The 22,789-nt window shown below is 54.7% G+C and carries 18 protein-coding genes; 10 read left to right on the top strand and 8 right to left on the bottom strand.

The features are described 5' to 3' along the window. Positions 1-97: 97 nt before the first annotated feature. A complete protein-coding gene (locus tag OUO13_RS17820; RefSeq protein ID WP_283175255.1) occupies positions 98-1,003 on the top strand; it encodes a LysR family transcriptional regulator in 906 nt (301 codons plus the stop codon). Here OUO13_RS17820 and OUO13_RS17815 read toward each other — a convergent pair. Both OUO13_RS17815 and OUO13_RS17810 read right to left on the bottom strand, forming a co-directional pair. After that, positions 964-3,135, bottom strand: coding sequence for a putative bifunctional diguanylate cyclase/phosphodiesterase (locus OUO13_RS17815; protein WP_283175254.1), 2,172 nt, complete (start codon positions 3,133-3,135; stop codon positions 964-966). The two genes, OUO13_RS17820 and OUO13_RS17815, sit on opposite strands and share 40 nt — an antisense overlap. Beyond that, positions 3,125-3,883, bottom strand: a complete 759-nt coding sequence (locus tag OUO13_RS17810) for a phosphate/phosphite/phosphonate ABC transporter substrate-binding protein (RefSeq protein ID WP_283175253.1) — start codon at positions 3,881-3,883, stop codon at positions 3,125-3,127. The genes OUO13_RS17815 and OUO13_RS17810 overlap by 11 nt, the downstream gene beginning before the upstream one ends. A 480-nt stretch (positions 3,884-4,363) precedes the next feature. Between OUO13_RS17810 and OUO13_RS17805 the strand changes: the two genes are divergently transcribed. The 3 genes from OUO13_RS17805 (at position 4,364) to OUO13_RS17795 (ending at position 7,679) form a co-directional block, all read left to right on the top strand. Next, complete coding sequence (locus tag OUO13_RS17805; protein ID WP_283175252.1) at positions 4,364-5,401, top strand: FUSC family protein; 1,038 nt, start codon at positions 4,364-4,366, stop codon at positions 5,399-5,401. Between the two features lie 219 nt (positions 5,402-5,620). Further along, the gene (locus OUO13_RS17800) at positions 5,621-6,913 is read left to right on the top strand and encodes an ABC transporter substrate-binding protein (RefSeq protein ID WP_283175251.1); all 1,293 of its coding nucleotides are present in this window, start codon (positions 5,621-5,623) and stop codon (positions 6,911-6,913) included. A gap of 100 nt (positions 6,914-7,013) precedes the next feature. Continuing rightward, positions 7,014-7,679, top strand: coding sequence for a GntR family transcriptional regulator (locus OUO13_RS17795; RefSeq protein ID WP_283175250.1), 666 nt, complete (start codon positions 7,014-7,016; stop codon positions 7,677-7,679). Positions 7,680-7,955: 276 nt separating this feature from the next. Here the strand turns inward: OUO13_RS17795 and pcaQ are convergent, their stop codons facing one another. Next, entirely contained in the window at positions 7,956-8,918 is a 963-nt protein-coding gene (gene pcaQ, locus OUO13_RS17790; protein ID WP_283175249.1) for a pca operon transcription factor PcaQ, read from the bottom strand. A 271-nt stretch (positions 8,919-9,189) separates the two neighbouring features. Between pcaQ and OUO13_RS17785 the strand changes: the two genes are divergently transcribed. Continuing rightward, positions 9,190-11,034, top strand: a complete 1,845-nt coding sequence (locus OUO13_RS17785) for a bifunctional sugar phosphate isomerase/epimerase/4-hydroxyphenylpyruvate dioxygenase family protein (protein WP_283175248.1) — start codon at positions 9,190-9,192, stop codon at positions 11,032-11,034. Positions 11,035-11,587: 553 nt separating this feature from the next. Beyond that, complete coding sequence (locus OUO13_RS17780) at positions 11,588-12,907, top strand: NAD(P)/FAD-dependent oxidoreductase (protein ID WP_283175247.1); 1,320 nt, start codon at positions 11,588-11,590, stop codon at positions 12,905-12,907. Positions 12,908-13,573: 666 nt separating this feature from the next. On the opposite strand, the gene OUO13_RS17775 is transcribed toward OUO13_RS17780, so the two are convergent. Next, a complete protein-coding gene (locus tag OUO13_RS17775; protein WP_283175246.1) occupies positions 13,574-14,428 on the bottom strand; it encodes a shikimate dehydrogenase family protein in 855 nt (284 codons plus the stop codon). Positions 14,429-15,164: 736 nt separating this feature from the next. Here OUO13_RS17775 and OUO13_RS17770 point away from each other — a divergent pair. From OUO13_RS17770 to OUO13_RS17760, 3 genes are all read left to right on the top strand, one after another. Then, on the top strand, positions 15,165-16,175 hold the full coding sequence (locus OUO13_RS17770) for a DctP family TRAP transporter solute-binding subunit (protein WP_283175245.1): 1,011 nt from the start codon (positions 15,165-15,167) through the stop codon (positions 16,173-16,175). A 65-nt stretch (positions 16,176-16,240) separates the two neighbouring features. Continuing rightward, positions 16,241-16,708 carry a TRAP transporter small permease gene (locus tag OUO13_RS17765; protein WP_283175244.1) on the top strand — a complete coding sequence of 156 codons (468 nt, stop codon included), beginning with the start codon at positions 16,241-16,243 and terminating at the stop codon, positions 16,706-16,708. A gap of 4 nt (positions 16,709-16,712) precedes the next feature. Further along, on the top strand, positions 16,713-17,984 hold the full coding sequence (locus OUO13_RS17760) for a TRAP transporter large permease (RefSeq protein WP_283175243.1): 1,272 nt from the start codon (positions 16,713-16,715) through the stop codon (positions 17,982-17,984). A 149-nt stretch (positions 17,985-18,133) separates the two neighbouring features. Here the strand turns inward: OUO13_RS17760 and OUO13_RS17755 are convergent, their stop codons facing one another. From OUO13_RS17755 to OUO13_RS17740, 4 genes are all read right to left on the bottom strand, one after another. Continuing rightward, a complete protein-coding gene (locus OUO13_RS17755; protein ID WP_283175242.1) occupies positions 18,134-19,000 on the bottom strand; it encodes a CHAD domain-containing protein in 867 nt (288 codons plus the stop codon). A gap of 85 nt (positions 19,001-19,085) precedes the next feature. Further along, complete coding sequence (locus OUO13_RS17750; protein ID WP_283175241.1) at positions 19,086-19,577, bottom strand: GNAT family N-acetyltransferase; 492 nt, start codon at positions 19,575-19,577, stop codon at positions 19,086-19,088. A 14-nt stretch (positions 19,578-19,591) separates the two neighbouring features. After that, the gene (locus OUO13_RS17745) at positions 19,592-20,221 is read right to left on the bottom strand and encodes a M15 family metallopeptidase (protein WP_283175240.1); all 630 of its coding nucleotides are present in this window, start codon (positions 20,219-20,221) and stop codon (positions 19,592-19,594) included. 138 nt (positions 20,222-20,359) lie between these two features. Next, positions 20,360-21,280 (bottom strand): malate dehydrogenase, encoded by a 921-nt coding sequence (locus OUO13_RS17740; protein ID WP_283175239.1) that lies wholly within the window; start codon positions 21,278-21,280, stop codon positions 20,360-20,362. Positions 21,281-21,481: 201 nt separating this feature from the next. On the opposite strand from OUO13_RS17740, the gene OUO13_RS17735 reads away from it, so the two are divergent. Beyond that, on the top strand, positions 21,482-22,273 hold the full coding sequence (locus OUO13_RS17735; protein WP_283175238.1) for a sulfite exporter TauE/SafE family protein: 792 nt from the start codon (positions 21,482-21,484) through the stop codon (positions 22,271-22,273). The last annotated feature ends 516 nt before the right edge of the window (positions 22,274-22,789 follow it).

The following is a 22,789-nucleotide window of genomic DNA, read 5'->3' as shown; positions in this document are numbered from 1 at the left end:
TTTAGCTGTTATGGCGCTACTGTATGCCCCGCCGACCATTCGGTAAAACGGGATATTCCGATATACTTATCCGGTTTTTTCAATAAGGGATTTGCCCATGCGTTACAGCCTGCGCCAGCTTGAGGTCTTCCTGACCATTGCCCGCCACGGCAACCTCACCCGGGCTGCCGACGAGCTGGCGATGTCACAAAGTGCCGCCAGCAGCGCCCTGCGCGATCTGGAAGAACGTTTTGATCTGCAGCTGTTTGACCGCATTGGCAAACGTCTGCAACTGAATGAACAGGGCCGCCTGTTGTTGCCCCGAGCCGAAGCCCTGATGCATCAGGCCGAAGAACTGGAAGAGGCGCTGTTAAAACACAATCGCGCCGGTGAGCTGCGAGTGGGCGCAACCCTGTCGATTGGTAACTATCTGGCGGTGGGTTTAATCGCAGAACACATGCGCCGCCATCCGGGGGCGCGGGTGCATCTTGATGTTGAGAACACGGTGCATATTGTTGATCGGGTGCTGAACTTCGAGCTGGATATCGGCCTGATTGAAGGGGAAATCAATCATCCCGACCTGGATATCCAGCCGTGGCGGCCGGACGAACTGGTGGTGTTTTGCCATCCGGGGCATCCGCTGGCACAAACCGGCATACTCAACGATGACGACCTGCTGGCAGCCCCCTGGATTTTACGCGAACCCGGCTCCGGTACCCGTCAGGCCTTTGATCGCGCCTTGCATGGTCTGCTGCCCAAACTCAACATCGTGATTGAGTTACAACACACCGAAGCCATCAAACGTGCGGTGGAAGCCAATCTGGGGATTGGCTGTTTATCCCGCATTACTCTGGCCGATGCTTTTCGCCGTGGCAGCCTGATCGAACTGAAAGTGCCAGGGCGCGACTTCCACCGGATGCTGTACATCATTCTGCACCGCCAGAAATATCGCTCGGCCGGATTACTGGCCTGGCTGGAGCTGTGTCAGCCTGCAGTGCCGAAACGGTCTGCCCCCGGCGTTTGAAGGTTTTTCACTTCCGCCAGACGGCCGGCCCCCGAAAAAGCCACCAGCAAACGATCGATATCGGCTGCACTGACAGGACGGCAAAACAGATAACCCTGCCCGCTGTCGCAGCCCATATCCCGTAACCAGTGCAACTGCGCACTGGTTTCAATGCCCTCTGCTACCACCTTGAGATTCAGAGCATGGGCCATATCCACAGCAGCCCTCAACAACTCACGATCGCGGGGATGACTTTCCAGTTCCTGGATAAACGTCTTGTCGACCTTCAGCACATCAAACGGATGGCTACGCAGGTAACTCAGAGAAGAATAACCGGTACCAAAATCGTCCATCGCTACCGAAAAGCCCATGTCACGCAGGCGTTGCAGCAGACGGTCGCTGTTAAGCTGATCATCCAGCAACACCCCTTCGGTAATCTCGAAAGTAATGCCCTCGGCACAAACGCCGGAGTGCTCCAGCTCACGGGCAATACCGCTGATCAGGCCGGTATCACGGAACTGGCGTGGTGACAAGTTCACCGCCAGCTGGAAATCCGGACGGGTACGACGCCAGCTGGCCAGTTGCTGCACCGCTGTCCGCCAGACCATTTCGCCCAGCGGTATGATCAGGCCGGTACTCTCCGCCACCGGAATAAACTCGTCGGACGCAACATCACCCAACTCTTCACAGCGCCAGCGCAATAACGCCTCAACACCCACCATCTGACCGGTGGCGATATCAAACTCTGGCTGATAGGACAAATAAAAACGGTTTTTGACCAACGATTCACGGATCTTCTGCTCCAGCAACAAACGCCGTTTCATACCTTGGTTCATGCCTTCTTCGAAGAATTTGCCGATGTTGCGGCCGCCACCTTTAGCTTCGTAAAGGGCCACATCGGCATGGCGCAACAGGGTTGATACGTCGCTGGCATGGTCCGGATATATCGCCACACCAATACTGACGGTAATCACCAGTTCGTGTCCGCCAGGCAAATGGAACGGCTGGCGGAAACGGTTCATCAGGCGCTCCAGCAAGGTACGGCTGTCATCCAGCTCCGTCATACTGCCCATCAGCACCAGAAACTCATCGCCGCCAAGGCGGCCAGCAACGTCATGGCCACGCAAACAGGCACGAATACGTTCGGCTGCTTCCACCAGCAGCTGGTCACCGGCTTCATGCCCAAGGGTGTCGTTGACCTTCTTGAAATCATCCAGGTCGAGAAACATAGCAGCAACGCGGGTGTTGTGTTTACCCGCCAGCAGCAGCATGCGTTCCAGTTCCTGCAAGGCAAACAATCGATTGGGCAGACCGGTTAATACGTCAAAATTGGCCTGACGCATGATGCGCCGCTCCGCATGTGACAAATCGGCGGCCATCTGGATCAGGGCATTCCCCAAACGACGCACTTCGCCCTCTCCCATCGCCAGATCGGTCAGACGAAAGCCCAGATTGCCACGGGCGAATTCTTCCGCCGCCTCAATCATATGGAGGATGGGTTCCGACAGTGATTCCCGCAGATAACGGATCAGGCCAGCGGTCATCAGCACCACCAGCGCCAGACCACTGGCGGCAATGACCAGCAGGTTGACCAGGAAACCCTCCCAGTAATCTTCCACGCGGGATTCCAGCTCGGCCATGCCACCACCGGCCATGGCCGGGTTGAGGTCGATGCGCACAAATCCCGCCAGTTCACCAAAATGCACCACCGGGAAATACAAACTCTCCTGACCATTTTGCTCCAGCAAATGCGGCTGTTGATCGCGCAACTGCTCAGGCACCGGCTGCTGCTCGGCATAATGGGGATTAGCATCCGTACCATCACTGAGAATCAGGCCATCCACATCCAGTACCAGCACCCGTTTGGGACGCAACCAGTTGTAGATATCCTGAACTTCTTCGTTGATACGGGTAACGTCGAGGCGATACAGAGGATCAAACAAACGTTCACTAAGGTAACTGGCGTTATCCAGCAGAGCGGCACTCACATAGTTGTCGTGGCTGCTGCTGAAGGTATCTGTGAGCTGATCACGCAAACCGGCGGTGCGCAGATACACACTCACACACAGCAATATCAACACCAGCAGAATCAGCAGCGAGAACAGTCCGGCGACCAGAAAGGCATAACGATGACTGAGCTTGTCACTGGCCATGCAGCGCCTCCATCCATTGAGCCAGATTGTTCCTGTCGGCAGCGGTCAGTGGTTCGATCTGGGTAACCCCACTGGCCTCCTGCAGAGACTTGCGATCGTCTTCATTCTTCATCAACTGCAACAACGAGCGGTTCACGGCCGCTTGCATCTCGGCAGGCAGACGGGTATCCAGCGAAAACAGCCAGCGCGGCACGGGGCTGGTATGACCAATAATCCGCAGATGCTCACGCAGAGACTCTGGCAAACGCTGCCAGTCACCATCGTTAAAGGCGCCAACATCGGCCCGTTGCCGGTCGACCCAGTAAGCCTGATTAATTTCGGATTCGGCGAAACGGTAATTCACATAACGGCTTGGTAAACGGCTGATCTGACCGTCGGGCAACACCTGATAACCTTTCTGCTCCAGCATCAGACGCGGCAAATGGAACGCCGATGTCGAACGTGCGGACTCGAATACCACAGTCTTGCCAGACAAGTCGTCCAGCGACGTGATGGTGCTGTCATTACGAACAAAAAAGACGCTGTGGTAGTTGCGCTGGCCCTGACGCCACATCAACAGTTGCGGCTGCCAGGCGTCATCAAGATGGCTGACATCCAGAGTGGCAAACATACTCTCAAAGAAAGCATCCACTTCATGACGCCGTACAAGGCCTTTTAACTGATCAATACTGTCGACCACCAGCAGCGGTGCGAGGCTGATACCGGCCGCTGCCAGGTGCTGGCCCAAACGTCGATGGAAATCGGTCATCTCTGCCAGCGTTGCGCCAGGGCTGCTGGCTCGTTCACTGATAACGGCCAGCCGCAACAGGGGCGACTCGCCATACGCAGACGCCGTGCTGAACAGCAGCAAAGCGATGATAAAATTAATGACTGCTCTGACAAATCGTATCGATTTGCCGCTCCTTGAGCTGTACATGGACAAGGCTCCGCTAATATCCAGTACAAAGAATATACACAGCAGCCAGTCATTCTTCATGTTTTGCGGCACTTCATTTGCAAAAACCGGACGAACGTTACGACTTTGGCCGTTATGCCCCATTCCTCAGTCAATTTACTGCGGTTTACACCTGACATTCCTGTATTCAAGTTTGGTCGGGACGAATCCTGACCAATGTCAGCGGTTGCCAATATTATTGGCGGCACTTGCCTGTTCCTGTTGCTGCGCCGTTTAACCGCCTCGGCAATTCCGTTAATCTGTTAACCATCTCCTGCAGAGCTTTCCTCTCATATGTCCACCAACACAGCACCACTTCCCATTACCTTTGGAGATCATCTCAAGGCGCTGGTTGCCCTGAACCCCAGCCCACGCCCATGGCACCACGCCATGCTGGTGGCCTTATGTTGTGCGGTTCCGGCCTTTATTGGTGCGGCATTAGGCGCATTTCAGAGTGGGTTGATGGCCTGTATGGGCGCGATGGCAGTGATGTATATGCCAGCTGCCAGTCTTGGCAGACGTATGGTGACCATGCAGGTGGTGGCCTTCGGAATGGCAGCCAGTGTGGCGCTGGGATTGTTGGCCGCCTGGCATCCGGTACTTGGCGCGGTGGTGCTGGGGCTGGCATCTTTTATGATCACCCTGATCTGCCGTTATTTCCGGATTTCACCACCCGGTAACTTCTTCTTTATTATGGTGGCAGCCATTGCCACGGTAATACCGTTTGATCTGCACAGTATTCCGCAACGAGTGGGCCTGATCATGCTGGGCAGCATGTCCTCATGCCTGCTGGTGTTTCTGTATAGCCTGCTGTTCCCGACGCCGGAAGTCCGTACACCGCTGCCACAGGCGTCCGAACGGATTCGTCCTCTGGTTCGCGAGGCCCTGATCACCGGTGGCCTGATTGGCCTGAGTTACCAGATCGCGCATTTGCTGGAGCTGCATAACCCCTATTGGGTCCCAATATCCTGTGCGGCGATTCTGCAGGGCACCAGCTTCCGACTGGTATGGATGCGCAAGGTCCAGCGTATTGTGGGTACTGCAGTGGGTCTGGTACTGGCCTGGCTGATTTTCCAGATTCCAATGGGCCCCTGGGGGCTGAGCTTTGCGATTATTGGTCTGAGTATCGTGATTGAATCGCTGATTCTGCGGAACTACGGACTTGCCGTGATTTTTATCACCCCGTTAACCGTGATCTTCGCGGGTGTAGCCAGCACCGGTATGCCCCACGATGAACTGGTGCTGATTCGCCTGCTGGATATTTCCATCGGCAGCGCGATTGGCGCTTTGGGTGGCTGGTTCCTGCATTTACAGCGGCCCGCCAGTACCTGATTCACCCATAGGCTGACGGGCCCATCGGCATGACATGACTGACGCCCAATGGCTGACCGATAAGTGACAAAGGTGACAATTTCAAAGCATCGCCATATTCAACTTTCGGCATATTGACGGCAAAGAACATCATGACCTGCCATGCCCGCTGAGCCATTTTTCCCACAGTCCATCATGTTATGGTTTGCTATTCCCATAATAAAAATCAGGACACGGAAAATGGTGAGCATTCACAAATTTGCCGCTCGTATGGGTGCCGGAACAGCACTCTTCTCACTGTTGATGGCGTCTGTTGCCGGTTCACTGAGCGTACCGGTCAATGCTGCGGAGCCCCTCAAGATTGGTCTGCACTATCCGGCCAGCGGCCGTTACAAGGAACATGGCTTTGCCCAGGCCGAAGGTGCCTTGCTCGCAGTCGAAGAAATCAACAGCCGCGGTGGTGTACTCGGTCGCAAACTCGAATTGCTGAGCGACGATACTGCATCCGAACCGGAACGTGCCGCCAATAATGCCGCAACTCAGGCACAAGCCGGTGCCCTGATGATGCTGGGCGGCAGCTCCAGCGAAGTGGCCCGCGCCCTCGGACGTGAAGCCAGCCGCCAGAACATTATCTATTTTGCGACCCAGGCCTCCGCCAACGAACTCACTGGTGTAAAAGGTCATCGCAATATTTTCCGCGAGTCCATCAGCGCCCGTATGGGTGCCAAGGCGATTGGCAACTACCTCCAGACCCTGCCCGGTGAACACAAATTTTTCTACATTACTGCCAGTGACAGCTGGGGATTTTCGGCCGAAGCCTCCATGCGCGAGGTAACAGGAACAGAAGACACCGCTGCCCACCCGAACGTGCCGGTGCAATATCCGAAACCGAGCCAGAAAGATCTCGAAAACGCGTTGGCCGCGGCCATGAACTCGGACGCTAACGTGCTGGTGTTAAGCCAATACGGGAAAGATCTCGCGACTATTTTGCAACTGGCGCAAAAACGTAACGTGCAGGAACGTTTCACCATTGTGGTTCCAGTGGTCGATCTGGAAACCGCACGCGAAGCCGGAGCTGGTGCCATGGACGGTGTGATTGGCGCCATGGCCTGGAACTACGATGTACCGGCGGCTCTGAATCTCGATGACGCCCGCCTGTTTGTGAACCGTTATACCGACCGCTTCCAGCATTCGCCGTCAGCAGGTGCCGCTTCAGCCTACAATGTGGTGCATCAGTACGCCGATGCGGTTCGCCGTGCCGGAACAACCGATACCGGCAAGGTCATCAGCGCACTGGAAAACTATTCGTACACCGGTATCAAAGGTGACGAACAGTGGCGGGCGTTTGATCACCAGAACCTGCAAACCGTCTACGTAGTGAAAGGCCGCCCACGTGCCGACGTAATGAAAGACAAAAACAAGGAAAACTATTTTGTGATGCTGGCTGAAACCCCAGGAGCCGACGCTGCTATCAGCGAAGCCGACTGGAAGCAGGAACGTCGCAATAATGGCAAACCGGAACGTCTGGAATAGGCATAAACCCTGACGTGAATTGGCACACGTCCGGAACAATGGTGTAGCATGGCCACCAGCCTATCCTCAGGCTGAGTGGCAGGCACATCCTGGATTCGACATGAATAACGCAGAAGAAAAAAAACTGGTAGGCAAAACAGCCTACGAAACCATTCGCCACGACATCATCACCGGCACTCTTCCGCCTAATGAACGCCTGAAGCTCAACGCTCTGCAACAGCGTTATGGCGTCAGCATCAATACCCTGCGCGAAACCCTGATGCGTCTGGTATCAGAAGGGTTTGTGCTGTTTGAAGACCAGAAAGGATTCCGGGTAAACAGTGTCTCGGTTTCAGACCTTGAAGAGCTTATTGAGCTGCGCAGCACTCTGGAAATACTCGGCCTGCAAAAATCAATGCGCAATCGTAAAAGCCTGATTGAATGGAAATCGCAGCTGATCAGCGCCCACTATCGACTCAGTTGTGCCCAGTCATTAATGCTGGAAGACGAACAGACCTACGCCCCGGACTGGGAGAAGGCTGATCGCGAATTCCATATGACCATTGTTTCCAATTGCGGCTCGCGACAACTGATCCGTTATCACAGCACCATTCTGGAACTCTTTATGCGTTACCAGGTGCTGGCCCTGAAAAAGCGTCCGTTCCGTGGTCAGGGTGTGGTGGATGAACATAAAGAGCTGCTGGATCTTCTGCTGAATGACAAGGAAGAGGAAGCCGCGGCTTGTTTGCTGCACCACATCAGTCAGGGCTCTGCCCTGCCCATCTGAGGCTCAGGCTTCACTTCCGAATACCGGCAGGAATCCAACCTGCCGGGCTCAGGCTTCTTATATAGGTTCTGACGATTTCCCAGGTTCGAACGACGCCAACTGGCCACTCGACAGCGTTTGCACACCTGCCAATACAAACCCATGAATACGAACCCATAAAGTTAACGGTATAAAACAGCAGGCAAAAAAAACGGTGGCCGTAGCCACCGCTAAACAGGGTTCGACAAATGTCGATTCAGAACAAAAAATCGGGCTCAAACAGAATAAACACAGGCCTCAGCTAGCCATACGATCCGGCATTACCACAGCAGATGGTGTACTGCCATGCACAATCTGACGGGCGCTTTCACGAGCGGCATCCATCAGCAAACGCAGCTGGGCAGACGGAACACGGTCGGCACGAATCGTCAGGCCAACCGGGCCGAGGGTTTCCTGACCAGCCAATGGCAGTTCGACCAGCTCACCGCTCTCCAGTTCACGGCTGACTACACCACGCGACACAATCCAGATGGCGTTGCAGTGACGGGTGTATTCCTTGCCGAACGAGTCGGAAATAGTCTCGATACGATCCGGGATAGAACCAATGCCCAGCGCCACCATATAACTTTCCACCGCCGGGAAAATAATGGAGCCCTGTGGCGGATACAGTACGGTGTACTCGGCAATACCACTGGCATCAAAATTACCCTGCAGCAGCGGGTGACCAGGGCGAACAACAAAACTCACACGCTCGGAATAGAGGTGTTCAAAGGTCAGACCGGTAACCTGTTCAGGCTCCCCCAGACGACCAATCACCAGATCCAGCTCACCCACACGCAACTGGCTCAGCAGCAAGGTGTTCTGGGCCGATACGATGTTCAGGGTCACATCCAGACCAGACTCACGGAATTTCTGGACGGTCATTGGCATCAGGCTGGCGGCTACGGTTGGCAATACACCAATGGACAAGCGTGCCCGGCCCTTGTGTTTGGCCTCGGCTACACTGTTAGCACCTTCGCGCAATGCCGCCACACTGGTACCGGCGTACTTGATGAAGACCTCACCAAATTGTGTCAGCTCTACCCCTTTCTTGCTGCGATCCAGCAAGCGCACTCCCAGCATGTCTTCCAGTTCTTTCAGTTTTTTGGAAACGGCTGGCTGGGTGAGAGCCAGAACATCCGCCGCACGCCCAACGCTCCCCTGGCGGGAAACCTCCAGGAAACATTGCAGGTGGCGGTACTTGATGCGGTTCTCCATCATAAAACTAACCTCAAATTTCGAAAATATAGGTTATTTTTGGTTTCGTAGGGTTTTTACACTGGACGCTGATTGAAATCAACATACAAAATCGGAAAAAACGGAATAACAACCTGTTTGGGTACTTTTACAGGTCTTTTCATGCCCGGCGCATAGCATTAGCAGCATACGAGCAGCAGGGAATTTCATTTTTGAACGAGACTGAAGCGGCTTAGTTTATGCGCCCACTGAGCAATCCCCCGACCCGGGGCTGGTGCACACGAGGACAACCATCATGAAAACAGCATTGGCAACCGTCTCCATCTCCGGAACCCTGGAGCAGAAATTTGCAGCCGCTTCCAAAGCCGGCTTTCAGGGCGTCGAGATTTTCGAGAATGACCTGACCCAGTTTCCAGGCAGCCCTCGCGATGTACGCCTGATGGCGGCCGACCACGGTCTGGAGATTATTGCCCTGCAGCCAATGCGTGATTTCGAAGCCATGCCGGAGCCAATGCGCAGCGCCAACTTCTATCGGATGCAGAAAAAATTCGAGCTGATGCATGAGCTGGGCACCAAACGCACCCTGATGTGCAGCAACGTGTCGCCCTACTCGGTTGACGACAACGCTCGTGCCGCTGCCGACCTGTATGAGCTGGCCGAACTGGCCAAGGCCGAAGGCTTCCTGCTGGCCTACGAAGCATTGGCCTGGGGTCGCCACGTTGCCGACTACGACAAGTCATGGGATATCGTCAAACGCGCCGACCATCCAAACCTGGGTATCTGCCTCGACACCTTCCACATGTTCTCTCGTGGTGCCACCCTCGATTGCATGCGTAATGAAATCCCGGTCGAAAAAATCGCACTGGTACAGGTTGCCGATGCGCCGTACCTGCAAATGCGCGAGATTCTGCAATACAGCCGTCACTACCGTTGTTTCCCGGGTCAGGGTGACTTCCCAGTGGTGGAGTTCATGAAAGCCCTGAAAGAAAAAGGCTTCGACGACTACGTTTCCCACGAGATTTTTAACGACGACTTCCGTGCCTCCTCGCCAGAAGACCGCGCCGTTGACGGTATGCGTTCGCTGATCTGGCTAGACCAGCAGAGTGAACTGCCAGCCGATCACACGCCGGAAGAACTGGTCGATGACGTTGAGTTCGTAGAGTTTGCAGTGGCCGGTGAATCCGGAGAAGAACTGGTGCAGCTGCTGAGCCAGCTCGGCTTTGAAGAAACCCACCAGCACAAATCCAAACAGGTGTCGCTGATGCGTCAGGGCGATATCAACCTGGTGCTGAACCGTGAACCGGCCAGTCAGGCGCACCAGCATTTTGAAAAACACGGTGTGTCTGTGTGTGCGCTGGCATTCAGCACCCCTAGCCTGAAAAAGGTGATGAAACGCGCTGACCAGTTCCACTGTGCCCGTTTTACCAACCAGACCGGTCCGGGTGAACTGAATATTCCAGCCATTCGTGGCATCGGCGACAGCCTGATGTACTTCGTAGAACGCAAGCCGGTACGTTTTTTTGAACTCGACTTTGAGCCACTGGAAACCACTCGCTCTGGTAGCAGCGCTGGCCTGATCCGCATCGACCATATCGGCCAGACCGTTGCCAGCACCGATTTTCTATCGGCAGCCTTCCTGTACAAGAGCCTGTTTGACTTCAACGTCGAAGCCAGTCAGGACCTGCCAGACATCTACGGTCTGGTGGTCAGCCGCACGGCACTGAACCAGAACAAACGTGTGCGTATTCCGATCAACATGACTACTGCCCGTTCGGCCGCGGCCCAGCGTTTTATCGATACCACCCACGGTTCCGGTGTGCACCAGCTGGCATTTGCCTGTGAAGACATCTTCAAGGCCGCCGAATGTGTACCGGCGCACCTGCATCTGGATATTCCGGCCAACTACTACCGCGATCTGCAAGCGCGCTTCCAGATCGACAACAAGCTGCTGGCCCGAATGCAGCAGTGGAACATCCTTTACGACCGCAACGAGGACGGTGAGTTTTTCCACTTCTATACCCGTGAAGTACACGGCGTGTTCTGCGAAATCCTGCAACGGGTTGGCAATTACGACCGTTACGGCGAAGCCAACGCCTTTATTCGACTGGCGGCCCAGTCACGCGCGGTTGGTAATCACTGATCCCGGCCAATCCAAACAGAACAAACAGCATTCAGGCAAGGAAGCCTCTCAACGCCCACCAGGATGCCCAGGGTTCCTTGTCGACTCTCGACAATTTTTGACCGCCTTCGGGCGGTTTTTTTGGCCCGCCAATACTTGCCTGGCGAATTGCAAAGATTCAGAAAGCTCCTGCAGTAAACGATCGTAGCCCAAAAATAAAATCGAAAAATGGAATAACAGGAATGCCCAATAGTGATAGAAGGCAATAACGAGGCCCATTTTCAGCAACAATAAACCAACAAATGTGCAGGTTTGTTGCAAAAACAAACACAGATATTCGTCAAAGATTGGCGTCTAATACACGCATTCAAGCCCCTCCGACTTGCCGCGTTCATGGAATGACGGATCAGTAAGCGCACCGTGCGCCACATCACTCCTCCGCCCGAAAACAGTTTCTCTTTATGGACGCCAGCCGCGACCGGGGCTGCCAGTACCTGTTGTGTGCTGTGACCGCTCCACCACAACAATCACTGGTTTACCGATTTCGAATAACATAGATAGCGAGTCCGTAACCATGACTGACAACACACCATCCCGGACGCCACGGGTCATCATTGTTGGTGCCGGCTTTGCCGGCCTGCAACTGGCGAAAAAACTGGGTAAACGCCGGAAAGGCGAACCAGCCCTCGATGTAATCCTGCTCGACAAGAACAACCACCATACCTTCCAGCCCCTGCTGTATCAGGTAGCCACCGGCGGCCTCGAACCCGACAGCATCAGTTACCCGATTCGTCGTGCCCTGCGTGGTGTTTCCAATGTGAAATTCCAGATGGGTGAAGTGAAGATGGTGGATACCACCGCCAAACGTGTAACCACCGAGTCAGGTGATCTGGATTACGACTATCTGGTGCTGGCCACTGGCAGTACCAACAACTTCTTCCAGTTCGACTCCACCAGCAACCAGCTGCTGCCACTGAAGTCGGTACCGGATGCACTCAATATCCGTAACTTCATCCTGCAGAACCTCGAACAGGTAACCCACACCCAGGACCCAAACCAGCAAACCGAACTGATGAACATCGCCATTATTGGTGGTGGCCCAGCAGGTGTGGAACTGGCCGGTGCGTTGGGCGAAATGAAACGCCACGTTCTGCCAAAAGATTTCCCGAACTTCGACTTCAGCCGTATGTCGATCACCGTGTTTGAAGCTGCCCCACGTCTGCTCGGCGCCATGTCTCAGGAAGCATCGGATAACACCAAACGTTATCTGGAAGACATTGGTGTGGAAGTTCGTGTTGGTGCCAAGGTGGATTCCTACGACAGCAAACGCCTGTTGTTAGCCGATGGTTCGGAATTCCCGGCTCGTTCCGTGATCTGGACTGCGGGAGTCAAAGGTAATCCGGTTGAAGGCATCAGCCAGGAACTGATCAACCCGGGTCGTCGTATCCAGATTGACCAGTGGTTCCGCGTGCGTGGTATGGCCGATGTATTTGCCCTGGGCGACTGCGCAGCCTGCCAGACCGACAAAGACCCACGTGGCCTGCCAATGATGGCAGCCGTCGCCATGGACCAGGCCGCCTGGCTGGGTGAAGTGTTTGCCCAGATGGTGAGTGGAAAGGAAGTAGAGCCATACGTATTCAACAGCAAAGGCACCATGGCCACCATCGGCCGCAACCGCGCCGTCGTTGACCTGCCACGCTGGAAATTCCACGGCCCGTTCGCCTGGTTTGTATGGATGTTTATTCACATCCTGTCGCTGATCGGCTTCCGCAACAAACTGGTGACACTGGTCGACTGGCTGTTCAACTACGTCAACTACGACCGTCCGTTAAACGCCATTCACCAGCGTTACCAACGGCCCGGAATTGAAGACAGCGATTTCAAGACATCCTGATCTTTCACATATCGACACCACACAAAACCAAACGGGCCCCAAAGGCCCGTTTTGTTTTTTAGTCGGGCGTCGGGCGTCGGGCGTCGGGCGTCGGGCGTCGGGCGTCGGGCGTCGGGCGTCGGGCGTCGGGCGTCGGGTGTCGGGTGTCGGGTGTCGGGCCAGATCTTGTGGGCATAAATGCCCACACTACAACAGAGCATCCATTTACATCGATTTCACCCAGCTCAGCTGGCTGCCAAATGCCCATCTGGGCGAGCCGGGATTCACCGCAACGGCCGACCCTGCCGGGGCATGGATGCCCCGCAAGGCCCTATTTTTACCGATAGACAGGGCACAGGGACGTGCCATCTGGCCGGGGTCGAAAAGCCGTTGTCGGGGAATACCGGAAAAACGAGCCCAGTCGGGCAAAAGCAGGGGGAGGCCCGCCCGGCCGGGGGACAAGGTCCCCCAAGAGGGCAAGCAACGTAGCAAGTTAACAAGCCGAGTAGCCGTCAGGCGTCAGGCAAAGTAAAAACCGCTGCATTCCCACGAGGGATCGTGGGAACGAGGAAAAATCGACGCCCGGCCAAACGCCAGACATAAAAAAACCCGCCAGGGTGAACGGGTCAAAAAAAGGCCGACACTACCGTCGGCCAAGAGCACATAACGCAGTTATGAACCCGGAGCTCAGCCCAACAGCTTGCTCTGGATATCAAATTTCTTCATAAAATGACGCAGGGCCGCCTGGTCGTCTTCCACTTTGAAACCAGTGAAGATTTCGAAGGCATCTACGCCCTGGTAGAAGAACAGGTCAAAACCGGAAACAATCTGCAGGCCTTTGTCAGCCGCCGCGATCAGGAATTCAGTGTCCAGCGGGGTGTAAACGGCATCAAATGCCCAACGCTGACCGCCAAATGCGTCCAGTGGCAGCGGGTTACCCGGAGTCTTGTAGTGACCAACCGGAGTACAGTTCACCAGACCATCGACACCACGGGCGGCATCGGCCACATCGGCATGAGCCACCACAGAAGCCTTGTAACCATAAGCCGCCAGAGCCTGAACCAGAGACTCGGCGCTGGCGACGTTCATGTCACACACCAGCAGCTCGGTTGCACCCAGTTCAAACAGACCAAAGGCCACCGCACGGCCAACACCGCCAGCACCAATCATCAGCACCTTGCCCGCTGGCTGATCGCCACAACGGCCACGGTAACCACGGATAAAACCGGTGTAGTCTGTGTTAAAAGCGGCCACGCCACCTTGCAGACGCAGGGTGTTGGTCGCACCCATTTTCTCAACAGCCGTGTTAACGCTGCTGGTGTAACCGGTAGCCACTTGCTTGAACGGGAAAGTAACGTTGGTGCCGGTATAGCCCTGATCAATCAGTTGCTTCAGGGTGGCTTCAAACGCTTCCGGAGTGTTTTCACTCAGGTCGAACAGTTCGTAAGTCACCGGAATATTGAACATTTCACCGAGAGTGGTGTGCAGGGACGGAGCACGAGACTGGGAAATGGAAATACCAATAAGGCCAAGTTTGATCATGTAACAAATCTCCCGATGAGCAGCCTGGGTGAGATAAACCGTCCGGTTGTTATGTTATCGGTGCTGAAAATGGGTTCCAGCGACCGACAGAACGGCTTTCGGCTGCGAAAGTGGCGAGAAGATACACCAGCTGACGCCAACCATTGATTACTCTTTAAGCAGAGCGATATTCCGTTTTTGACAAGCATGGACAGAAATTGCCTTTTTCTCCTGCCCGCTGGCTCAGATCACCCCGTGTTCCAACTCTGGTGCTGCGGCTGCCGCCTGACTTGTATGCCTGTCTGGCATCTTGTTGCTATCCATGACAATTGCCCAGCGCCCCCTGTGGATCATGATCATCACTTGAGCCCACTACCGTCTGTCGGCCATTAACGCCCTATTTGGGTGCTCAAATGTCGCTATTTCGACCGAGTCAGCCGCCGCCATCCCCCGCAAACTTCCACCAATCCTGATTCATGCGGTTTTCGATATGGATACGCGCCTGAAATCTCACTTTTCTTAGTTGGGTCGCTGTCGCAGAGTGTCCGGCGTTTTGAAAAGTATCCTATATTTTTGAAATCTATGGATACGATGAGACAATGTCGGATAAATCTGCACAGCCTGCAGCTACCCCTGACTTAGCGCTCGGATCAAAACAGGTGGTCTCCACCGCCTACCAAAAAACATCCGGTTCTGCCCGAAAGAACACTGATAACAATAACCAATGGGATCCTGAATCCTGACTGGAGATGTGAATATGAAATCCATGACCAAAGCCCTGCTGGCCAGTGCCATGGCGGTTGCCGCTTCCGTTCCTGCATTTGCAGAAACCACCATCACCCTGGGCCACGTTGACCCTGTTGAGTGGACCACCTCCAAGAAAGGTGCCGCTGCCAAGGTTTTCAAAGAACTGGTTGAAGCGGAAAGTGCGGGCCGTATCAAGGTAAACGTATACCCATCTGGTCAGCTGGGCGGTGAAACCGACCTGGTTCAGTCTGCCCAGGAAGGTACTCTGACCATGGCCATGGTGTCTGGTCCGTTTGCCCGTGTATGCCCTGAAGCCGGTGTACTGGAAATCCCTTACCTGTTCCCGTCTGCTCCGGTTGCCTGGTCTGTTCTGGATGGCGACTTCGGTAAACAACTGAGCGAACACTGCCTGGCCAAAACCGGTCTGCGCACTCTGGCTTACGGTGAAACCGGTTTCCGTAACTTCACCAACTCCAAGCGTGCGGTTTCCGAGCCAAAAGATCTGGCTGGTCTTAAAATCCGTGTTATGACCCAACCACTGTACGTGGAAATGGTTAAAGCCATGGGTGGTGAGCCAACTCCTATCGCATGGCCAGAAGTGCCAGCCGCTCTGACCACCGGTGTTGTCGACGGTCAGGAAAACCCGGTTTCCGTTATTTACGCCAACAAGTTTTACGAAATGCAGAAGTACATGACCCTGGACGGCCACGTTTACGGTGCTGACTTCTTCCTGATCAACGACGCCATTTTCAGCAAGCTGCCAGCGGAAGATCAGCAGATCGTCAAGCGTGCAGCCCAGGTTGCAGCCATTGCCGGTCGTGCCATCCAGCAGATCAACTCGGCTGAAGGTCTGACCGCTCTGGCCGCCAAGGGTATGACCATCACTACCCCTACCGCTGAACAGCTGGACAAGTTCCGCGCCGTTGCCCAACCAGCCGTTATCTCCTGGCTGGAAAAAGAAGTTGATCCAACCTGGATCACCAAGGTTCAGAGCGCGGTTGACGCTGCTGCCACCAAGTAATCCTCGTACCGTTCACTCTGCCAACCGGATTGTTGGCAGAGTGTTCTCCTAATCGGATTCCATTCATGTTTTCACTTTATTCACGTCTGCTCGCGTTTCTGACCGGCGGATCGCTTCTGGTTGTGTTCGCCGTGATCCTGATCGGCGCCCTGATGCGTTATCTGCTGGGTACCTCCATCCAATGGGGTGAGGAGGTTGCCAAATACGCCATGATTTACGGCGTTATGTTCGGTATGACCCTGTGTTACCTGCACAACAGTCACATCCGTTTTACCTTCCTCGAAAGTCTGACGCCGAAGCAACATCACCGCTGGATCTACCTGACCCACGACGTGATTGCGCTGGCAGCCGGTGTGATTCTGATCTGGTCCGGTTATGACTTTGTGGCCAAGCGTGGTGCCCTGATGGCCACTGGCGTCAACCTGCCAATGTACTGGTTCCAATCAGCCATGGTAGTTGGTGGCGTCTGTCTGAGCATCGCTGCTGTCGTCAAGATTGTTCGTCACTTCACTCATCCGGAACAGGGAGAGTAATTCCATGCTGGCTATTATTGTTCTTGTTTTCCTGCTGCTGCTGGGTGCTCCGATTGCGTTTGGCATCCTGTTGTCCGTCACCGGTTATGTGGTACTGGAAACGCCTTTCCCGGCTTCTCTGGTTGCCCAGCGTATTTTCAGTGGCATCGATTCCTTCGCAATTCTGGCGATTCCGCTGTTCGTTCTGGCCGGTGAGCTGATGAATGAAAGTGGTATTACCGACCGTATTATCCGTTTCGCCAACGCTCTGGTAGGTCACACCAAGGCTGGTCTGGCGCAGGTAAACATCTGGGCATCGGTGATTTTTGCCGGTCTGTCCGGTTCTGCGGTTGCTGATACTTCTGCTCTCGGTCGTGTGTTTATTCCGACCATGGAAAAGGCCGGTTACCCACGTGAATTTGCCGCCGCCCTGACCGCTGCGTCATCGGTGATTGGCCCAATGATTCCACCGAGTATTCCGGTAATCATTTATGCCCTGATCACCACCGGTGTATCTGTACCTGGCCTGTTCCTGGCCGGTGTGGCTCCGGGTATTTTCCTGGCTATTGGTCTGTCTATTTATGTGCGTTTCACCGCGGCCCACTACGCTGAGCCAATGCCGAAACTGAGCATGAAAGAACGCTTCAAGGCGCTGATGGATGCCTGGGTACCGCTGTTGATGCCAGTGTTTATTGTTGGCTCAATCCTGACCGGTATTGTTACCCCGACTGAAGCCGCGGCTCTGGCGGCCGGTTACGCCCTGCTGGCCGGTATGTTTGTGCTGAAGAGCCTGAAAGTATCGGCACTGCCAGAAATTTTTGTGCGTGCCATGCGTGATTCGTCCGTGATCCTGCTGATTATTGCGGTAGTGGCGGCGGCGAACTGGCTGCTGACCTTCTCCCAGATTCCACAGGCGATCAGTCAGGCGGTTCTGAACACTGTAACTGATCCATGGATGTTCCTGCTGATGGTCAACGCCATCCTGCTGCTGGTTGGTCTGTTCCTGGAAGGTATTGCAGCCATGCTGATCCTGCTGCCAATCCTGCATCCAATCGCCATGAGCCTGGGCATCGACCCGACTCACTTCGGTATTGTGGTGATCTTCAACCTGATGATTGGTCTGATCACTCCACCAATGGGGATCTGCCTGTTTGTGGCGGACTCCATCGCCAAGGTGGGTATGGGCAAGCTGTCCCGTTGCATCATGCCAATGTTCCTGGTGGAGGTTGCAGTGCTGGCTATCATCACCTTTATTCCAGAGAGCGTTACCTTCCTGCCGCATCTGTTTGGTTACTGATTATCGGTATCCAGTGCCAACGTCAGGCAATAAAAAAGCACCTTCGGGTGCTTTTTTATTGGTTCTGTTTTGTTGGTTCTGTTTCTACAGGCAGCTATTTACCGACAATCCACTCCATCAACCAGCTCGCCTACTAACCCGGTAACCGATTAACCGGCGTGACGTTGTGGTTCTTGCAGCTCATAACAGGCCAGTCGCTGCCCTGCCAGAGCACACTTCAGTTGCTCCATTTCCGCGTCCAGCACTACCACTACCTGCTGTGGCCAGGCAGGCACTTTGCGACTGAACTCCAAAGCCTGGATACGCTGGCGTAACACACACAAATCATGGAAGTCACCGAGTTGTGATGCCAGCTGATGCAGACCGGTTTGCCGCTGCTGCCAGTAGGCACCCGCCTTGCGGCCACTGTCGCGGGCGAGGGATTCGATGTGCACCAGTCGCCCGACCAGCAGTTCGTATTTCACCCATTTGCGCCAGCTGTGATACGCAAGGCTGTTGTCGTTGAGACAGGCATCGGCTGCCAGATCGGCCGCTTTTTGCCAGCAACGCTGATAACCCGTTTGCCACCAGCGTTTACTCACTGACTGACGCGCCAGGTTTCGCCACAGCAACATCTCATCACGGAAGACCAGTTCCAGCCCGGCAACATCCAGTGTCAACGCCTCGGAAATAGGCGTCAGCAAACGGCGTTTGGCATATCCCAGCGCCAGACGCTGGCTGCCAGTACTCTTGTCGCTCAGTTGCTGTAACCAATCAGCCATCACCTGCTGCTCCCGATGATCGGCCAGCAAGGCAGCTACCTGCGCCAGCACACGTCCACGCTGACGAGCGATACGTCTGGTGTCAGCGTCGGTTTGCAGCCATTGCCAGCTGGCGCGCAGGGTTTTGCAGACCAACCGGATGGCATGCACACGATCAGCATCTACCGGGGTAACAAGCCAGGCCAACACATCGTCACAACAACGCTGATTACTGGCACAGAAAGAAGACCAACGGGGTTCGAGCGACTGTTTCATTATTTTTATCCTGTTCAGTAAACCCATAACAGGAATCTAGCACCACCCTGAACCGGGCGTCAGGGCAATCAGGGACAAAACAGGCTCAGAGGTATTTTTGCCAGAACTGCGCCTGGCCCGCTTGAGGGTCCAGTTCATAGGCTTCAAAGCCTGCAGCTCGGTAGGCAGCCATGGCCGAACGATTATTAGAAAGCACTTCCAACGTTAATTTGCAGTAATCTCGTTGCCGTGCCCATTGGCCAGCAACATCCAGCATCCGGCGCGCTAACCCGCGCCCACGATAATCAGCGTGCACCACCAGATCATGAATATTCAGTAGTGGCCGTGCCCGAAAGGTCGAGAAACCATCAAAGGCATTCAGCAAGGCCACCGGCTGCTGATCACCCCATCCCAACCAGCTGTGGGCTCCGGCAAACCCCGCCAACCGTTGTGGCAGTTCGGCTTTTACCTGTGGGTCGAGCCCTGTTCCACCGCCCATAGGGTCATGGGCATAGTGATCCAGTAATTGCACCAGGGCCTGCATATGCCCAGGGTTGTGAAAATCGACTTCAACAATCTGCAGCGCGTCAGCGTTCATAACACAGGCCTGTATTAACGAATCGGGAAATCAAACCAGGTATCCGGCCAGGGTTCATTGGCCAGGGTGAAGTGCCACCACTCTTGGGCAAATGGCAAAAAGCCCTGTTCCAGCATCAGGTTTTGTAACAACAAACGATTGGCGCGCTGATTCGGGGTCAGGTCGAGATATTCCGGCCAGGATACTGTACTGAAAAAGTCGAACTCGCTGCCCATATCGAGTTCCTGGCCAGTCGCCAGATCAATAATGGTGAGATCTACCGTGCTGCCACGGGTGTGGCTGCTATGAGTGGCCACGTAGCCTTCACGGAACAGGGTGGCCTTGTCGAGGCCAGGGTAAAACCGCTCACGCCCCTGCTCATGACCGTCCTGCCGGGCCCAGCGCAGGAAGTGATCAACGGCCTGTTGTGGACGATAGGCATCCAGAATTTTTAATCCCAGTCCGAATGCTGCCAGCGCTGCCTGTACCTTCTGAACCGCTTCAGCGGCTGGTCGGCTTAACAGGGCACGGTTGGCTTCGTATCCATCAATACGCTCACCAACAAAGTTGTCATCCGAGTAGTAGGCCAGCGCCACTACCAGATCGGGCATCAGATCCTGAAGATCAACAAAACCTTCCGGAATATTCACAGCAGACAGGGACATGGGGGTCGGCAATCCTGAAGAAAACCGCTCAACAGCGGGAAACCGTCAGTATAACAGTGCGATTCCGGGCAGCTACGGCCAGATTGCGACCATTCCCGGAATGAATATCCCCCGCTCAGCAACAACCATCAGTGCGCTTCAGGCCGGAGTCTGTTCGCGCACCGACTCGATCACCTTGCGGACAACAGATGCACTGTGCAGAAACGCTTCCTGCTCCTGCTCGTTCAGCTGCGGATGCAGGATGCGTTCAATCCCCCGCTTGCCAACCACTGCTGGCAAACTCAGGCAGACGTCATCAACACCGAGGAAACCATCCACTTTCAGGCTTACCGGCATGGTGTGACGGGTATCCAGCGCAATCACCTGAATAATATCGGCTGCTGCCAGCGCAATTGCGTAGTTGGTGAAGCCCTTGCGATTAAAGACTTCAAAGCCGGCGCGAGCAGCCTGCTGCGCCAGCGCATAACGGGCGGGAGTGGCATCAATCGGTTCACCACCTGCATTGGCGCAACTCATGGCCGGGAATTGGCTATCGCCGTGTTCACCCAGAATATTGGCGCGGATATCGTCCATATGAATCTGAAGTTCTTCCCCAAGCAACTGCCGGAAACGTGCGGAGTCCAGCAAAGTACCGGTACCAATCACCTGACGTGGCTCGAAGCCGGTAAATTCCAGCGCAAAATGCACCAGAACATCCACCGGATTAGAGGCAATCACGATCTTGCTGTCAGGGGATAAACACGCCAGTTCCGGCAACAAACCTTGCATCAGGGCGACGTTGGCAGGCGCAAGACTGAGGCGGTCGGCCATGTTGGAAGGCATGGGAGCCGATGCACAAATGGCAATCACATCGGAACCCGCAGTATCCGCCAGGGTGCCTGCCACAATCCGGGTTGGGCATTCCACAAACAGCTGGCCATGGCGCAAATCCAGCACATCACCCATCACGGATTCTGGTGAACGCCCAACCAGCACCAGTTCCTGCACAAAATTACGGGTAGACAGGACAAATGCGAGGCTCGATCCCACTTTTCCGACACCGATGATCGATACTTTCATATAACCCCCGATAGTTGGCCTTCCCTGTTATCAGTCTAGACCGGCACTATTCCGGGTAACAGCCGCGGGAACGGATTCAGTCGCAGATGCGGACAATCCCGTCGGACTTTAACCAGACAACATTCCATAAATAGAATATAGTTATATACTTGGAACATACAGTTATTAACACTCACCCAACCTCACCATCGGGAGGTCGTTATGCTCAACGAACTGCTACTGGGTATCGGCGTGGGTATCGCTCTGGGATTAACCGGCAGCGGCGGTACTCTGGCCGTACCGGCACTGATGCTGGGCCTTGGGATGACTATTGAAGAAGCACGGCCTGTATCCCTGATTGCCATTGGCATCAGCTCGCTGATTGGCACCATCGACGGTTTCCGGCATGGGCTGGTGCGTTACCGCGCCGCTCTGGTAATGGCTGCTTTTGGTATTACCGCCTCACCACTGGGCATCAAGGCTGCCGCCTGGCTACCAACCCATGCACTGACCACCCTTTTTAGCCTGCTACTGCTGTTTATTGCCGCTCGTATGGGCTGGCATGCCTGGCATGATGGGGAATCCCGCACGCACGTCGCTCTGTCGCGAAATTGCATGTTGCGCGAAGAGACTGGCCGTTTTCAGTGGAACCCGAAATGTTTTTTCACTCTCGCCGCCATTGGTGCACTGGCCGGATTCAACAGTGGTTTGCTGGGCGTGGGCGGTGGATTCCTGATTGTGCCGGGTATCCAGCAATTCAGTAATCTGGGGATGCATGGCATTGTCGCCACCTCTTTGGCAGTGATTACACTGGTATCCAGCGGCACGGTTTTGCAGTCTCTGGCACACGGCGCTGTGATTACAGAATCCGGATGGTACTTTATTGGCGCCACCGGCGTAGGATTATTGGTCGGACGACTCTGGTCTCCATATCTGTCAGCACGGATTCTTCAGTTCACATTTGCAGGACTTGCAAGCGTGGTAGCAGCCATGCTGTTTGCAAAATACTGGTGATCATTGATATCGGAACAGATACAAATTCCAGACAATCAAAAGCAATATCAAAGCCTGATCATTGATTGCCAAATTCGCCCTGCGCAACTGACTGCACCATGCCCATCCGGGCAACAGCCGACCCAGCCAGAGAACAGGCCATCCATGAGGGCATACGGTTGTGTCAATTAACAAGCCGTGCAGATAATGGAACGAAGCGTAATAATGCCGATTGGTGCTTAAGGGGACATCTATTTAATCCTGCACAGCTCTGCGCGAGTGTTGCCGGTTCTCAGAGCAAGACGGAGAACGCAGCGAAATGACGAGTCCTTTTCAAGTTCTCTAACGCAGCTATGTGAAGCGGCAACCCGCGCCCTTCGGGGGCTGCTGGATGATTCCGACTCTGTGTCGCCAGTTTTTGACTTGACCCGTCAGGCCTGCAAACTGGCTTCGTGATTCGTAACCATCCGGAAGCCCAGAGCGGGCACCGGATTAAATAGATGTCCCCTTAAGGACACTCTGAATAACTCTGCACAG

This window comes from Parathalassolituus penaei (assembly GCF_026626885.1).
Taxonomy (GTDB): domain Bacteria; phylum Pseudomonadota; class Gammaproteobacteria; order Pseudomonadales; family Oceanobacteraceae; genus Oceanobacter; species Oceanobacter penaei.
Note: the sequence above shows the minus strand (reverse complement) of the source record. Positions and strands in the feature narration are given on the sequence as shown.

Coding starts and splice junctions, on each gene's coding strand:
- OUO13_RS17820 (WP_283175255.1), top strand. CDS start 98: ATGCGTTACAGCCTGCGCCAGCTTGAGGTCTTCCTGACCATTGCCCGC.
- OUO13_RS17815 (WP_283175254.1), bottom strand. CDS start 3,135: ATGGCCAGTGACAAGCTCAGTCATCGTTATGCCTTTCTGGTCGCCGGA.
- OUO13_RS17810 (WP_283175253.1), bottom strand. CDS start 3,883: ATGACCGATTTCCATCGACGTTTGGGCCAGCACCTGGCAGCGGCCGGT.
- OUO13_RS17805 (WP_283175252.1), top strand. CDS start 4,364: ATGTCCACCAACACAGCACCACTTCCCATTACCTTTGGAGATCATCTC.
- OUO13_RS17800 (WP_283175251.1), top strand. CDS start 5,621: ATGGTGAGCATTCACAAATTTGCCGCTCGTATGGGTGCCGGAACAGCA.
- OUO13_RS17795 (WP_283175250.1), top strand. CDS start 7,014: ATGAATAACGCAGAAGAAAAAAAACTGGTAGGCAAAACAGCCTACGAA.
- pcaQ (WP_283175249.1), bottom strand. CDS start 8,918: ATGATGGAGAACCGCATCAAGTACCGCCACCTGCAATGTTTCCTGGAG.
- OUO13_RS17785 (WP_283175248.1), top strand. CDS start 9,190: ATGAAAACAGCATTGGCAACCGTCTCCATCTCCGGAACCCTGGAGCAG.
- OUO13_RS17780 (WP_283175247.1), top strand. CDS start 11,588: ATGACTGACAACACACCATCCCGGACGCCACGGGTCATCATTGTTGGT.
- OUO13_RS17775 (WP_283175246.1), bottom strand. CDS start 14,428: ATGATCAAACTTGGCCTTATTGGTATTTCCATTTCCCAGTCTCGTGCT.
- OUO13_RS17770 (WP_283175245.1), top strand. CDS start 15,165: ATGAAATCCATGACCAAAGCCCTGCTGGCCAGTGCCATGGCGGTTGCC.
- OUO13_RS17765 (WP_283175244.1), top strand. CDS start 16,241: ATGTTTTCACTTTATTCACGTCTGCTCGCGTTTCTGACCGGCGGATCG.
- OUO13_RS17760 (WP_283175243.1), top strand. CDS start 16,713: ATGCTGGCTATTATTGTTCTTGTTTTCCTGCTGCTGCTGGGTGCTCCG.
- OUO13_RS17755 (WP_283175242.1), bottom strand. CDS start 19,000: ATGAAACAGTCGCTCGAACCCCGTTGGTCTTCTTTCTGTGCCAGTAAT.
- OUO13_RS17750 (WP_283175241.1), bottom strand. CDS start 19,577: ATGAACGCTGACGCGCTGCAGATTGTTGAAGTCGATTTTCACAACCCT.
- OUO13_RS17745 (WP_283175240.1), bottom strand. CDS start 20,221: ATGTCCCTGTCTGCTGTGAATATTCCGGAAGGTTTTGTTGATCTTCAG.
- OUO13_RS17740 (WP_283175239.1), bottom strand. CDS start 21,280: ATGAAAGTATCGATCATCGGTGTCGGAAAAGTGGGATCGAGCCTCGCA.
- OUO13_RS17735 (WP_283175238.1), top strand. CDS start 21,482: ATGCTCAACGAACTGCTACTGGGTATCGGCGTGGGTATCGCTCTGGGA.